The following is a 14,441-nucleotide window of genomic DNA, read 5'->3' as shown; positions in this document are numbered from 1 at the left end:
CGGTTTGTGTTGTGATCATTATTTTTGGTCTTCTGTATTACGGGTCAAGACTTTGTCAATGAGTCCGTATTGAAGTGCTTCTTCCGCTGTTTTGAAGTTGTCACGATCTGTATCGCGCTCAATGACTTCAATTGGCTGACCAGTACGTTCAGCAAGTACTTGGTTCAGTTTATCGCGTAAAGAAAGGATTCGTTTTGCCGCAATTTCAATTTCTGTTGCTTGACCTTGGGCTCCGCCTAGTGGTTGGTGAATCATGACTTCACTGTTTGGAAGAGCATAACGCTTACCTTTTTCACCAGCAGCAAGCAGGAACGCACCCATAGATGCAGCCATACCAATACAAATAGTTGATACCTTTGGTTTAATAAATTGCATCGTATCGTAAATGGCCATACCAGCTGTGATTGAACCGCCAGGGCTGTTAATGTAGATAGAAATATCTTTTTCTGGATCTTCAGCTTCTAAGAAAAGCAGCTGTGACACGATGGAGTTGGCAACATTGTCATCGATCGCAGAACCAAGCATGATAATACGGTCTTTTAAAAGACGAGAATAAATGTCGTAAGCTCTTTCCCCACGATTTGTTTGCTCAATGACTGTAGGTATTAAATTCATAATGTTCCTCCTTCACCTTTTAGGTAAGTATGTAATTCTTAATTCAATGATACATTTTTGGTCAATAAAGGTCAAACAAAACGCTGACCTAAATTCAAATACCCCTATCCATTTTCCCCAAAATCATTCCACTTCAAACCATCATATTAGTTTATGTATCCAAAGTAAGAAAATACATCATCATGACGAATGATTAATCATTGCTTTCTCGCAGTATTTCCCTTATAATTTGATATGCTGACGTTCAAAAAACATATCGTGCGCTCGTAGCTCAGTTGGATAGAGCGGTGGTTTCCGGTACCACGTCTGCCGGGGGTTCGAATCCCTCCGAGCGCGTACTTGACCTTGTTTACGATGATAAAGGTTATTCATGAACCCCTCTTCATTTAGAAGAGGGGTTTTTGTATGTTCAATCGGATTCATCGTTCTCTTCTAATAAAGCTAGGGTAAGCAAGTGAAAAAACGATCTTGTTGCAAAACAGCAACATCTATCCGAATATAATAAAATAACCCCCACTCTTAACATAAGGATGGGGGTTATTGCTATAAAGGGGTTACCTGCCTTTTTGGCCTTTCCTGTAAATAGCCGCAGGTATAATTGTAAGAAGAACAATGATAAATCCAATCACGGATACAGTATTTTTTATTGTATTGTCATTCACAGTGAAGTTTGTCACGATCATTGCCGCCAGACAAAGAATGATGATTAAATAACTGTATTTCTCCAAGACTTTCACAAAATATCCCTCCAATATGAATCTATAAAATTGAAACAATTATTATAATATGATATTTTTACCTCATATACAAAAAATAAACAAGAAAGGGGTATATTGGATGACAACTATTTTTCATAAGAAGAGTGTTATATGCTTCATAACAGCTCTTTTCATGTTATTGTCAACGATTTTTACTGCGAATGCAACAGCAATTAGTCCTAATTCAGAAGTGGATGAAGAGTATCAAGAGTTGCTAGAGGTTTTATTGGCGATTGAAGCTTTACCTGACAGCGTTATTGCAAAAGGAGATGAAGCCGTAGTTAAATGGTTGAAAGAGAACTCTAATATCCCTCTTCAACGACATGGTGAGCTTGTTACTATGGGTGTAGTTGGTTGTATTTCTGCGGTTGGAACTGCCATTATAACCAATGTTATACCAATAGCAAAAATCGCAAAAGTCAAGTCCGCAATAAAAGCTGCAGGAGGCGCGACAAAATTTGTTAAAACATTGATTCCAGCGTATAAAGCCGCCAGACAGGCGGGGAAAAGTAAGTGGAATGCTGTAAAAGCAGCTGTAAATAAAGCAGCGAAAAATGCTAGTCCTGAAGCAAAAAGAGCACTGCTTGAATTTTTCAATATAGGAAATGTGTATTCAGCGTGCTTTGAATAAATATCAAAACATCAGATTCGATCTCCATTGAAAAACAGTCTGATGCATTTAAAAAAATGCTTCTCAAATCATAATGTGAAAAAGACAAAGTGCTTATTAGGAGACTTTGTCTTTTTTCTTGCCACCTCATCATGAAATACTGGACATAAGACTCATTTCTTCCCTTTTCAGGCGTATTTGTTGAGCCGGCTTGCTGTATATGATTAACATGGAAGGGAATTGACAATGAGGAGGGATTTCTTGTGGCGAAGATTTTATTGATTACGTTTCCAGCTGAAGGACATGTGAACCCTATGTTAGGAATGATTAAAGCATGGGCGGATCGAGGCGATGAAGTGCATGCGGTCACAACTGTACATTATGAGGAACGAATCAAACGCTTAGGAGCTCACGTACATATACATCCAGACTATATTCGGACATTACATGTGGAAGAAGGAGATTTAGATTCCATGCAGCCGTTCTTTCATGCCATGCTGCAAACATCATATGATATTTTAGAGGTAGTGGAAACACTTTCCGATAAGCATTCATTTGATTTGGTCTACTACGATATGTTTGGGGCAGGTGAGCTTGTTCGAGATTACTTGCGCATTCCGAGCATTGGGTCCAACCCATCTTTTGTGCTGCAAGAGGCGCATTTTGATACACCGCTATACAGGAAGGATGAGAAAGCTGAGCATCTGTTAGAAAAAATACAAGAGCGTTTTGGCGTTCAGCCAACGCGTTTGATGCAATTTATGAAAAACCGTGGAGAACTGAATATCGTCTATACAAGTGAATATTTCCAGCCGTCTGTTGATTCATTAAACGATTCGTTTGTCTTCATTGGACCGAGCTTTCTAAAAAGAGCCGACCAGCATGATTTCCCGCTGGAAGCACTTGAGCAAGAAAAAGTCGTTTTTATTTCCATGGGCACCGTTCTTGGGGATACAGAAGCATTTTTTAATATGTGTATAGATGCCTTCGCAGACTTTGACGGAAAAGTAATCATCGCAACAGGTGAAAAAGTAGATCGTTCTCTCTTAAAAGAGGCGCCTGCTCATTTTCTGATCGAGCCTTATGTGCCGCAGCTTGAAGTGCTCGAACTGACAGATGTGTTTATAACGCACGGCGGGATGAATAGTGTCAATGAAGGTATTCATTACCACGTTCCGATGGTCGTCATTCCAGTCGACAAAGATCAGCCGATGGTGGCACAAAGACTGACCGAATTATCTGCTGCCTGTGCACTTGATAAAGATCATCTGACAGCAGAGCAGCTAAGAGAGACCGTTGAGACGGTTTTAGGCAGTGATACGTACCGGGCGGGGATTGAGAAAATTGAAGAAAGCTTCCAAGCAGCAGGTGGAACAGAAAAAGCATTAAGGGTGATCGATCAATTCATACAAGCGAAACAGACTCAATCATGAGTCTGTTTCAGCGTGTAGACAAACCCTCGCATTCGCCCGCAGTCCTGCGCTTCGGTGCTCACGAATGTCAAATTCGCTCCGCTCCGATGCTCGTCCTTCCTAGGGCTGTAAAGGTTTTCTATCATGCTGAAAAGAAGACAAAGGGCTAAAATCAAGATTATTTTATCCCTTTATTAACAATCTGAAACAGACTCAATCATGAGTCTGTTTTTTTATGAAAAGACGTTGTATTTCCCATTTCTGTATGCTAATATTCAATTCGTAATCATTTCGATTAATAATCGTAATGATTACGATAATGTTGAATTGGAGGAAATACATATGAGTGATCAACCTGTTTACATAAAGAAGAAATATGAGAAAAAGCATCCCTATGTGATATACACCTTGATGCTGTTTTCAGTGATGGCTTGTTTTTTATTGGCCTCATGCTCTGGAAACAAAGCATCTTCCAGCATGAATGATAGAGAAGAAGATGAGCTCGTGTATGCAAGTACAAAAGATATCAGGGACATCAATCCCCATCTATATGGTGGAGAGATGGCTGCTCAAAATATGGTGTTTGAATCGCTTGTCGTCAATACAGAGAAGGGCGTTCAGCCTGCCTTAGCGAAAAGCTGGGACATTTCAAAAGATGGAAAAACCTACACCTTTCATCTTAGAAAAGGTGTGACTTTTTCAGATGGTGAGCCTTTTAATGCAAAGGCAGTGAAATGGAACATTGATGCTGTCGTCAAAAATATTGAAAAGAATGCTTGGCTTAATCTCGTATCCGAAATCAAATCCACAAAGGCGTTAGATGACGATACATTTGTTCTCACGTTGAAAGAGCCTTATTATCCTACGTTAGAAGAGCTGGGCTTAACACGCCCCTTCCGTTTTATTTCTCCAAAAAGCTTCATTGATGGAACGACTGCAAAAGGAGTCAAAAGCTATGCAGGTACAGGTCCTTATGTTCTAAAGGAACATAAGAAAAATCAATATGCCGTTTTTGAAATGAATGACCACTATTGGGGAAAAAAGCCAAAAATTTCAACCGTGAAATGGAAAGTCATGCCGGATCACCAGACCATCTTACTTGCGCTCCAAAAAGGAGAGATAGATCTTTTATTTGGAGCAGATGGTGACATGATCGATGGAGACTCATTCCAGGCTTTAAAAGAAGCAGGTCAATATGGTGTAACCGTGAGTCCTCCTGTTGGTTCAAGATCGATTGTCATTAATTCAAACCAGCCAATCACAAAAGATCCGAAAGTAAGAGAAGCGTTTCAATACGCCATTCAAAAGGACATGATCACAGAAGGCATTTTAAATGGAACGGAAAAGGTGGCACACACATTGCTTGCCCCTTCTGTCCCTTACGCAAATATTCCACTGAAAAAGAAAACTTATCAAAAGAAGAAAGCAGAGGCAATATTGGATGAGGCAGGCTGGAGGATGAAAGAAGACGGGTATCGCTATCAAAATGGCAAACTGCTGAGTGTGGCTATTTACTATAATTCCGATAATGCAGGGGAAAGAACGATCAGTGAATCGATTCAACAAGATTTCAAGCAGGTGGGGATCAAGCTGGATATTAGAGGAGAAGAAAAACAGGCATTTTTAGATCGGCAAAAAACAGGAAAGTTCGATCTGATGTACTCGCTGTCTTGGGGACTCCCATATGATCCACAAACTTATGTCTCTTCATTCCGTGTAGCATCCCATGCTGATTATCAAGCCCAATTAGGACTGAAAAAGAAAAAGTGGCTGGACGAGACGATTACGGAAGTATTAGTAGAACCAGATGAGCAAAAGCGGAAACAAATGTATCAAGAAATATTGACGTATATCCATGATGAAAATGTCTACATCCCAATCTCTTATTCTGTGACAAAGGCCGTTTATAATAAGCGCCTGAAAGGCGTAGGTTTTCATGTTTCTCAGTATGAAATCCCATTTGACCGTATGTATTTTGCGTCATAAAACGGAGGTAGAGACATGACTCGCTATCTCTTAAAACGAATATTGATGCTTTTCCCGCTTATGATCTTCATCACCTTCTTTGCTTTTGTACTGCTAGCGATGCGGGCAAGTGATCCAGCTGAGGTCGCTTTGCGGGTGAATCAAGTTACACCAACAGAAGAAATGATTGAATCGATGCGTCAGGAGTTAGGCTTAGACCAGCCGTTTTTCATCCGCTATGCCACATGGCTTAAAGATGGATTAACAGGTGATTTTGGTAAGAGCTATGTCACACAGGAGCCGGTTTTTAATCTTATCATGGAGGCGCTGCCTGCTACATTGCAGCTTGCAGGAGTAGCGCTCTTTTTGATCATATTGCTCAGTTTGTTGTTCGGGGTGATTTGTGCATATGCTGCTCATTCCTGGGTGGACCGGATATTGAGAGCCTTTGTGTTTATCGCCGCTTCAATGCCTAGTTTTTGGCTGGGGATTTTGTTGATTTGGCTTTTTTCTGTCAAATTCAATTGGGTCAATACGAGTGGAATGGAAGGGTTCAAATCGATTCTTCTTCCAGCTGTCACATTGTCATTTGGCTACTTATCGACCTATGTGAGACTGATACGCAATCAAATTCTAAAATTTCAGCACGAGCCCTTTGTTTTTTACGCAAGAGCACGTGGTTTAAAGGAACGAACTGTTCAACTGAAAGTCATGAGGCATGCCCTGCAATTAGCGGTGACAGCACTTGGCATGTCTATTCCAAAGCTCATTGCGGGAACTGTTATTATTGAGAACCTTTTTGCTTGGCCAGGGGTTGGCCGGTTGTGTGTATCAGCTATTTTCCATGCTGATTTCCCTATTATTCAAGCCTATTTGTTTGTGATGGGGTTCCTGTTTGTTATGTGCAATCTCATCGCTGATGTGATCCAAATGACCATGAATCCGCAGTTGCGAAAGGAGGTCTGACAACGATGATAGGGTGGCATCAATTAAGAAAAGACCGTATGGCGATTCTTTCAATCTGGCTTTTAGCACTTGTCGCATTAGCGGGACTGCTTGCACCAGTGTTAGCACCACATGACCCAACAAATACGAACATTCTTCAAAAATATGCCGGTATCAGTCTTACTTATCCACTAGGAACGGATCATCTAGGGAGATGTGTATTGTCTCGGCTTTTATATGGTATTCGGACAACAATGCTTGCGGCCATGCTGACGATGTGTATCACGATGCTTATTGGCAGTGTACTTGGACTCATGGCGGGATTCTTTCGAGGAAAGGTGGATGGGGTTTTGATGAGGCTGTGTGATATCATGCTTTCCTTTCCAGCAGAGGTGATGATCCTTGCGGTTGTGGGAATACTCGGACCTGGACTATTCAATATTATTTTGGCGAATGTCCTAGCGAAATGGGCCTGGTATACAAGGATGATTCGTTCGTCTGTCCTTCAATATGCGAATGAACCTTCTGTTCAATTTGCAAAGGTGTCTGGCGGCACACCCTTTTACATATTGAGGAGACATCTATTTCCTCGCATCTCAGGAGAAATTGCTGTTTTTGCGACACTTGATGCGGGCTGGGTAATCTTAAATATATCAGCACTGTCTTTTCTTGGGTTAGGTGTGAGTGCACCTACACCAGAATGGGGTATGATGCTCAACGAGGCGAAGAATGTCATGGTGACACATCCTGCCCATATGCTTGCGCCTGGACTTGCCATCTTGTTTGTGGTCATGGCGTTGAACTTTTTAGGAGACAGCCTTCAGCATGCCGCGAATCCTGCCATGCATCATACCAGAAAGAAAGGGGGGAGGTCATTTGCCTTTAATCGACGTAAAAAATCTGTCCGTACATGATCCACAGAAGCAAAAGAATATAGTGACGAATATCACATTTTCTTTACACCAACAACGCTGTTTAGCCGTCATTGGAGAAAGTGGTAGTGGAAAATCAACTGTCGCAAAAGCGTTAATTGACCTTGTCGCCCCATCGCTAGAAGTGGAAGGAACGATTATTTTTGACGGCAAAACATTGACAAATCAAGAAGCGCATCAATGGCGGGGGAAACGAATAGGTTTCATCTCACAAGATGCTATGAATGCATTCAATCCCATCGAAACGATTGGTCATCAAATAATGGAAACATTTCAGCAGCATTTGGGCTTACGCGGGAAAGAAGCAAAAGCACATGCTATGGCTGGGCTTGCACGTGTTCATTTAAAAAATCCATATGATTTGATGAAAAAATATCCGTATGAACTGTCTGGAGGAATGCTTCAGCGTGTGATGATTGGCATCACGATGATGCTTTCTCCTAACGTGATCATTGCAGATGAGCCAACTGCATCGCTTGATGCCTTTAATCGGCGTGAAGTCATCAGACAATTACACAGGCTAAAGGAAGAAACCGGTGTTACCTTGATCGTCATAACGCATGATTTAGGCGTCGTTCAGGCAATCGCCGATGAGTTGATGGTCATGCACCAAGGAGTAATGCTTGAGCATGGGTCAGCCAAGGAAGTGTTCACATCACCCGAGCATCCCCAAACAAAGCATTTACTGGAGACGAGGCTTCGATTATCTGCTCCTATTAAAGCACTGCGGCAGCAGAAGAGAGTGGAGGCGTTTCCATGTTGATCACAGCTTTAAATCTAGTCAAACAGGGCGAGAAGAAAGGTCTTTTTTCACATCAAAAGAAATCAAAAGAACGCATATCAAACGTTTCGTTTCAAATTGAAAAAGGACAATGTGCCGGATTAGTCGGTGAGAGCGGCAGTGGCAAAAGTACATTGGCACGTATCCTGCTCGGTTTAGAAAAAATAGATAGAGGCGAGGTACAGATTGATGGCATGCCAGCTGACAAGTGGCGGAGGGTGAATCGGGGGAAAATGAGTGTTGTTTTTCAGGATTATCTATCTTCTGTTCATCCCTCCTTTACGGTGAAAGAGATCGTAGCAGAACCGATGCGTTTGTTAAAGCAGAATCAGAATCTGGATCAGAAAGTTTTGTCATTACTTCAGCAAGTCAGGCTGCCCTCGTCTGTACTGAATCAATATGCTCATCAGCTAAGCGGCGGTCAGCTTCAGCGAGTGTGCATCGCACGAGCCATATCAACGCACCCATCCATTCTCATACTAGATGAAGTCCTGAGTTCACTGGATGTTTCTGTTCAAGTACAAATATTGGAGTTGCTTGAGACATTAAAACAAGAGCTAGACATGACGATCCTTCTCATTACCCATGATGTAGAAGCAGCGGTGTATCTATGTGACCGTCTTCTATTTTTACATGAAGGAAGCCTAGTGGAGGAATGCAAAAAGGACGAATTGTTTGAAGTGTCCCATCCATTTACACTCCAGTTAATCGACTCACTTATGCCTTTTCAGCTTGACAAAAAATAACCAATCTTTTATCGTATACGTAACAAACGACGGAAGGGTGACCCAATGCAATGAAGTACTAATCCTATGACCTGTAAGCAAAATGAACGAACGAAGGCAGTGAGCAAACGATCGGTTTGCCATGTTTGCTGCGTTTTCATTTTTTAGCTTCGGAATAGGATGGTACAGCTTGGGAATCAAAGAATGAGGTGATTGATACGTGGGATGTGTGTGTTCAAATTGGAACGGCACACCATACTGGATCAATCCGCTTATTTTTGTACACCATTTTGCCTCCTATTCTGAGAATGGGAGGCTTTTTCATGTCTCCTGATACGAAAGGAGAGGATTGGATGTTATTAAAAGCCAATCAGTTAAAGGTATTTCGAAAAGATCGCTTGTTATTTGATATTGAGGAACTAGCCATTCATCAAGATGATCGCATTGGTCTTGTAGGGACAAATGGCAGCGGCAAAACGACTTTATTGCATGTGCTGGCGGGGCAAGAAACACCAGACAGCGGCACAGTTGCAGCCACAGCGGCCTGTACGCTGCTTCCTCAATTGAAAAAAGGAGATGGCAGACAGAGTGGCGGTGAAATGACCCAGACTTATATTGAAAGAGCATTAAGCCGGCCGTCTTCCCTTTTATTAGCAGATGAACCGACAACTCATTTGGATACAGAGCATATTGAGTGGCTGGAAGATAAGCTGCGTCATTATCAGGGAGCTCTCATTGTTGTTTCACATGATCGTGCTTTTTTAGATGCAATATGTACGGAGATTTGGGAGCTGGATCATGGGAAGCTTCATCATTACAAAGGCAACTACACACATTTTGCACAGCAAAAAGAGCTGGCACATCGTCAGCAGGTGGAAGCGTACGAAGCTTATACACAAAAGAAAAAACAATTAGAGCATGCACTGGAAAAGAAAAAGAAAAAGGCGGACAAAGCGACAAAGCCATCCCAAAAGGTGAAATCCTCAGGACCTAAAATTGCAAAGCCCTACTATGCAAATAAGCAAAAAAAGCTGCAAAAAACAGCCAAATCCATTGAAACCAGGATGGAGAAATTAGAAAAGGTTGAGAAAGTAAAGGACATTCAGCCGATCCAAATGACTCAGCATACGATGAAGGAAGTAGCAAGCCGTACCATTTTGCGAGTGGAAAATGTAGATGGCAAGGCGGGCGATAAAGTGCTTTGGAAGCAGGCGAATGTGGAAATGAGGGGCGGAGACAAGGTTGCCATTATCGGAAAGAACGGGAGCGGCAAAACGACATTTCTCCGTATGTTAGTGAATGGACATCCCGGAGTTACTCGCTCAGAGGCTGTCAAGCTAGCGTACTTCCGTCAGGATCTTTCAGGACTGAAGGTAGATGAATCGATTTTACAAAATGCGCTGAAAGAGGCGGTTCAAGAAGAGACAGTGGTTCGAACGGTTTTGGCGAGACTAGGATTTAGAGGGGATGATGTGCATAAGCCTGTTGGAATATTAAGCGGGGGAGAACGGGTGAAAACGATGCTTGCGTCCTTACTCGTCAGTGATGCCAATGTTCTCATGCTGGATGAACCGACGAACTTTTTAGATCTGGCCGCAGTTGAAGCACTTGAAGGTCTTTTGAAGGATTATCCAGGTACCGTTGTGTTTGTTTCCCACGATCGCAGGCTGATTGAGGAGGTTGCCACTCGTATTTTCCATATTCATGAGGAACGTATTGAAGGATTTGATGGCACATATGAAGCATATAAACAAAAGGAAGAAAAACCAGCTGTGACAAATAGAGATGAGGAGCTTCTGTTAATTGATATGGAGCTGTCTGAAGTGCTCAGCCGTTTAAGTATTGAGCCGTCGCAAGAGCTTGAAGAGAGATTTCAAGCATTATTGAAGCAAAAAAAGTCTTTGGAGTCATAAAACAAAAACCCCTGTTTACTCTACAGGGGTTTGTTCATGTCGTTCTTTTTTTAATTGTTCAAGTTCACTCACTGTGACGAGCTGGTAGCCTTGTTTGGTGAGTTCACGGATGATCTTTACTGCTGCTTGAGCTGAGCTTTCATAAATATCGTGCATTAACACTGTTTTGCCATCTGCTGCATGTGAGAGAACGCGGTTTGTGATCTGCTGGCTGTTGCGGATTTTCCAATCCTCAGGATCAACATCCCACAAAGTGACCTTCATCCCAATCGCCTCATTGATGTCTTGATTTGTACCGCCATATGGCGGTCTAAAGTGCGTAGGTGTATATCCGCTTGCTTTCTCAATCAGCTGCTGGGTGTCCTTCACTTGTTTCACGGCTTCTTCTAAAGGCAGTCTTGTTAATAAAGGGTGATTGTAGGAATGGTTTCCGATCTCATTCCCGCCTTTTAGAATGTCGGCAAGCATTCCAGGATAATACTGCACCCTGCTGCCTAAGACGAAAAAGGTGGCATGTCCTTTATTTTTCTTCAGCGCATCTAAAATTTTTGAAGTTGTCGCTGGATTCGGTCCATCATCAAATGTGAGTGCGATGGCTTTTTTATTCGGGTCAAGCTTTGATTTTTGCGGAAGCTTGACGGCTTTTCTTTTTGGGTTCGGTTCTTTCATTTCATTTTTATTTTTGATTTTATCCATATATTCTGGCTTTAATATGTCCTTCAGCAATGTCTTTTTGATTGCGAGTGTTTGCGAACCAAGATCCTCTGCGGCTACTTGAGATGCAGGGAAATAAAATTCTACATATTTGTCTTTCAAGGCAAATTGACTGAAGTTTTGAGCATCAGGGGCTGTTCCTTTCTGAAGGAGAGGCTGATCCTTAGATAAGGTTTTGTCCTTTCGAAGCTCCGTATATGTAATATAGGATAATTTCTTTAAATAATTGGTTTTAGGCAGAAATAGATCTTTTGTGTCAAGAAAGGTTTTTTTCTGAAAATCAAAGTTAATCGTGAGATGATTGGTGGTTCCATTTTGCTGACCAGTATACGTATAGGTCGTAAAGCGAATGGCAGCAGACTGCTTTGCATAATGCACCATTTCATAATCAATATTCAGTTCATAGCGTTTATGTTCATCGATATCCTTTGCTTCGCTGAATGTTTTTTTGAAATGCTCTAATGCTGAATTGGCATAGCTTTGAATCTTGTCATCTAGCTCTTTTTGATGAAAAAGAGGATAGTTGACTGCATATCTCATAAATTTCCCGTCATTTACGAGAGTGACAATTTCCACGTTTTTATAGTTCGTATCTTGCTTTACATTTTTCTTCTCTGTACCGCTTGCTTGTTGATTTTGAAAGAAAGCAACTGCTCCAATGACGACTGCAAGCGCAAATAGGACGATACTCCATTTTCCCTTTACTGACACAACTTTCAAATCTCCTCTCATGACGGGTCATTCTTTATTATTTTGACATCTGTTTGTAATATTTTTATAACATTTGACTCACTTTTGTAATTTTAGTGGATATTCATGCAAAATGTCAACTATTTTCCTATTAAAATATGAGAAAACATGATAGGTCGTTCTGTGAGGCAAAAAGAACCCCGCCTTTCTCTGCTCCGCACATACCTTCATTAATTAAAAAATAGGGTGTACATTGATTTTTTAGAGGCTGGCGGCTATAATTTTGTTGATTATGATTCTCATTTTCAAACTGACTTTTAATGAAGAAAAGGATGACACCGATTTTGCAGGATAAGCGAAAACCTCAACAAAAGCGATCATCACATATTCTGTTCTTTTTAATATTTTTTCTCGCCGTTATTGGTTTAGCGGCTGCCATGTTTTTTGCTGTGTCATACGGTGCAAAAACATTGTCTCTGCAAACGGTTTGGACAGCTGTATTTGACTACCAGTCAAATGTCACAGAGCAGCAGATCATCCATGAATTAAGACTTCCCCGTGTTTTAGGGGCAGCTCTAGTGGGAGCGGCGTTTGCCGTAGCGGGTGCTCTTATGCAGGGCATCACAAGAAATCCACTTGCAGATGCGGGGATTTTAGGTATTAATGGCGGTGCGATGTTTGTGGTCGCTCTCTGTTTTGCTTTTTTCCCAGGAATGCCTTATTCGGCACTGATGTTTTTTTCCTTTATTGGTGCTGTGCTCAGTACGCTACTGATCTTTGCGATTGGGGCGGCTGGCGGCGTATTGACACCGATGCGCCTCACTGTAGCAGGAGCGGTTGTCGCCGCATTGCTTCATGCGCTCAGCTCTGGGATCGCGATTTATTTTGACCTGAGTCAGGATCTGGCCTTTTGGTATGCAGGCGGGGTAGCTGGTGTGAAATGGCCGCAGCTGACGATTCTTGCTCCGGTCATTCTGATTGTGATCGTATGGGCAATACTATTAGGCCGGTCACTTTCCTTACTAGCGCTCGGTGAAGATACAGCGGCGAATTTAGGGGTGAAAACCCGACAAGTGCGAATACTAGGCATGACCGCTGCTGTGTTATTAGCAGGGGTTTCTGTATCAGCAGTCGGGTCGATTGGGTTTGTCGGTCTCGTCATCCCGCATATTGCACGAAAGCTTGTTGGTGTAGACTATCGTTTCGTTATTCCGATGTCAGCGATATTAGGCGCAATGCTGCTTGTCTTTGCAGACCTTGCCAGCCGTACAGTCAATCCGCCAAGAGAGCTTGCCATTGGCGTGATGGTGGCACTTGTTGGTGTTCCTTTCTTCTTATACATTGCCAGAAAAGAAGGGAGGAACCTGTCATGAGAGAGAAACAGCGTGCTCTTGCCGTGACAGTCGTTTTGCTTTGCCTGAGTGCGGCTGTTGTGCTGTATAGTTTAAATACCGGTACGCTGAAACTCAGCCCTGTTATGGTTGTCAAGACGTTATTTGGCTTTGGAGATTTCCAAAGTGAAACGGTGCTGTTTGACTATCGTCTGCCTCGAATCGTGGTGACGATGTTAGCTGGTATTGGTCTTGGCATTGCTGGCGGCATTTTGCAGAGCTTATCCCGTAACCCGCTGGCTGATCCTGGAATCATTGGACTGAATGCAGGGGCAGCATTTGGCTTAATTGTGTTTGTGACATATTTTCATGCACTTGAAGGCAATCCGTCTCTTCTTATTCCGCTCTTTACGTTTGGCGGCGGACTGCTTGCGGCAGCGGTTATTGTGCTTCTTGCATATGACCGGCATGAGGGGCTTGTTCCTATCCGTCTGATCTTAGTTGGCATTGCGGTTGCTGCGGGATTTAGTGCACTCACCTTATATTTGTCATTGAAGCTGGATGAAGATACATACACGTTTGCTTCGAGATGGCTTGTGGGCAATGTATGGGGGAGAGACTGGATTCATGTACTGGCACTTCTGCCTTGGATTGTATGCCTTGTGCCGCTTACGCTGATGCAGTCAAACACGCTCAATGCATTGACATTAGGAGACGCTGTCGCCTCAAGTGTAGGTGTACGAGTCCAGCGTAAACGTCTCCTCTTGCTGACCTTAGCGGTAGGCCTCGCGAGTGCAAGTGTTTCGATGACAGGCGGTATTGGCTTTATTGGACTCGTCGCCCCGCATTTGGCCAGACGGCTGGTCGGGTCATTGCATCAGTATTTTTTACCAGTTAGTGCGCTGCTTGGCTTGTTGATTTTGGTCAGTGCAGATACAATCGGGCGATCCATCTTTGCTCCAAATGCTATACCAGCGGGTGTGGTCGTGGCCTTTATCGGTGCCCCGTATTTTCTCTATTTATTAACTAAAACGAAATAAACATGAAAGA

12 protein-coding genes and 1 tRNA gene are annotated in these 14,441 nt (G+C 42.6%); 11 read left to right on the top strand and 2 right to left on the bottom strand.

Going from position 1 to position 14,441, the window contains the following annotated elements; genetic code table 11:
- Positions 1-18: 18 nt before the first annotated feature.
- Positions 19-615 (bottom strand): ATP-dependent Clp endopeptidase proteolytic subunit ClpP, encoded by a 597-nt coding sequence (gene clpP / locus AC20OE_RS01635; protein WP_024427684.1) that lies wholly within the window; start codon positions 613-615, stop codon positions 19-21.
- A 260-nt stretch (positions 616-875) separates the two neighbouring features.
- Here clpP and AC20OE_RS01630 point away from each other — a divergent pair.
- The 9 genes from AC20OE_RS01630 to abc-f all read left to right on the top strand — a co-directional run bounded on the left by AC20OE_RS01630 (position 876) and on the right by abc-f (position 10,656).
- Positions 876-951, top strand: a tRNA-Arg gene (locus AC20OE_RS01630).
- Positions 952-1,452: 501 nt separating this feature from the next.
- Positions 1,453-2,004, top strand: a complete 552-nt coding sequence (locus tag AC20OE_RS01625; RefSeq protein ID WP_487268155.1) for a hypothetical protein — start codon at positions 1,453-1,455, stop codon at positions 2,002-2,004.
- A gap of 242 nt (positions 2,005-2,246) precedes the next feature.
- Entirely contained in the window at positions 2,247-3,416 is a 1,170-nt protein-coding gene (locus tag AC20OE_RS01620) for a macrolide family glycosyltransferase (RefSeq protein WP_487268153.1), read from the top strand.
- A 321-nt stretch (positions 3,417-3,737) separates the two neighbouring features.
- Positions 3,738-5,381, top strand: a complete 1,644-nt coding sequence (gene nikA / locus AC20OE_RS01615) for a nickel ABC transporter substrate-binding protein (RefSeq protein WP_372555748.1) — start codon at positions 3,738-3,740, stop codon at positions 5,379-5,381.
- Between the two features lie 15 nt (positions 5,382-5,396).
- Entirely contained in the window at positions 5,397-6,326 is a 930-nt protein-coding gene (gene opp1B / locus AC20OE_RS01610) for a nickel/cobalt ABC transporter permease (RefSeq protein WP_047203870.1), read from the top strand.
- Between the two features lie 5 nt (positions 6,327-6,331).
- The gene (opp1C, locus tag AC20OE_RS01605) at positions 6,332-7,219 is read left to right on the top strand and encodes a nickel/cobalt ABC transporter permease (protein WP_372555747.1); all 888 of its coding nucleotides are present in this window, start codon (positions 6,332-6,334) and stop codon (positions 7,217-7,219) included.
- The gene (locus AC20OE_RS01600; protein WP_047203871.1) at positions 7,182-8,000 is read left to right on the top strand and encodes an ABC transporter ATP-binding protein; all 819 of its coding nucleotides are present in this window, start codon (positions 7,182-7,184) and stop codon (positions 7,998-8,000) included. Before opp1C ends, AC20OE_RS01600 begins: the two co-directional genes overlap by 38 nt.
- Positions 7,994-8,764 carry an ABC transporter ATP-binding protein gene (locus tag AC20OE_RS01595; protein WP_487268150.1) on the top strand — a complete coding sequence of 257 codons (771 nt, stop codon included), beginning with the start codon at positions 7,994-7,996 and terminating at the stop codon, positions 8,762-8,764. The genes AC20OE_RS01600 and AC20OE_RS01595 overlap by 7 nt, the downstream gene beginning before the upstream one ends.
- Positions 8,765-9,066: 302 nt before the next feature.
- Positions 9,067-10,656, top strand: coding sequence for a ribosomal protection-like ABC-F family protein (gene abc-f, locus AC20OE_RS01590; RefSeq protein ID WP_487268148.1), 1,590 nt, complete (start codon positions 9,067-9,069; stop codon positions 10,654-10,656).
- A gap of 15 nt (positions 10,657-10,671) precedes the next feature.
- Here the strand turns inward: abc-f and AC20OE_RS01585 are convergent, their stop codons facing one another.
- Entirely contained in the window at positions 10,672-12,081 is a 1,410-nt protein-coding gene (locus tag AC20OE_RS01585; protein WP_487268146.1) for a polysaccharide deacetylase family protein, read from the bottom strand.
- Between the two features lie 323 nt (positions 12,082-12,404).
- Between AC20OE_RS01585 and AC20OE_RS01580 the strand changes: the two genes are divergently transcribed.
- Together AC20OE_RS01580 and AC20OE_RS01575 are read left to right on the top strand one after the other, a co-directional pair.
- Positions 12,405-13,433, top strand: a complete 1,029-nt coding sequence (locus tag AC20OE_RS01580; RefSeq protein ID WP_487268144.1) for a FecCD family ABC transporter permease — start codon at positions 12,405-12,407, stop codon at positions 13,431-13,433.
- Positions 13,430-14,431 (top strand): FecCD family ABC transporter permease, encoded by a 1,002-nt coding sequence (locus AC20OE_RS01575; protein WP_039181585.1) that lies wholly within the window; start codon positions 13,430-13,432, stop codon positions 14,429-14,431. Before AC20OE_RS01580 ends, AC20OE_RS01575 begins: the two co-directional genes overlap by 4 nt.
- Positions 14,432-14,441: the final 10 nt, after the last annotated feature.

The organism is Bacillus sp. SRI_025 (assembly GCF_057592095.1).
This window is presented reverse-complemented; position numbering and strand designations above follow the sequence as displayed.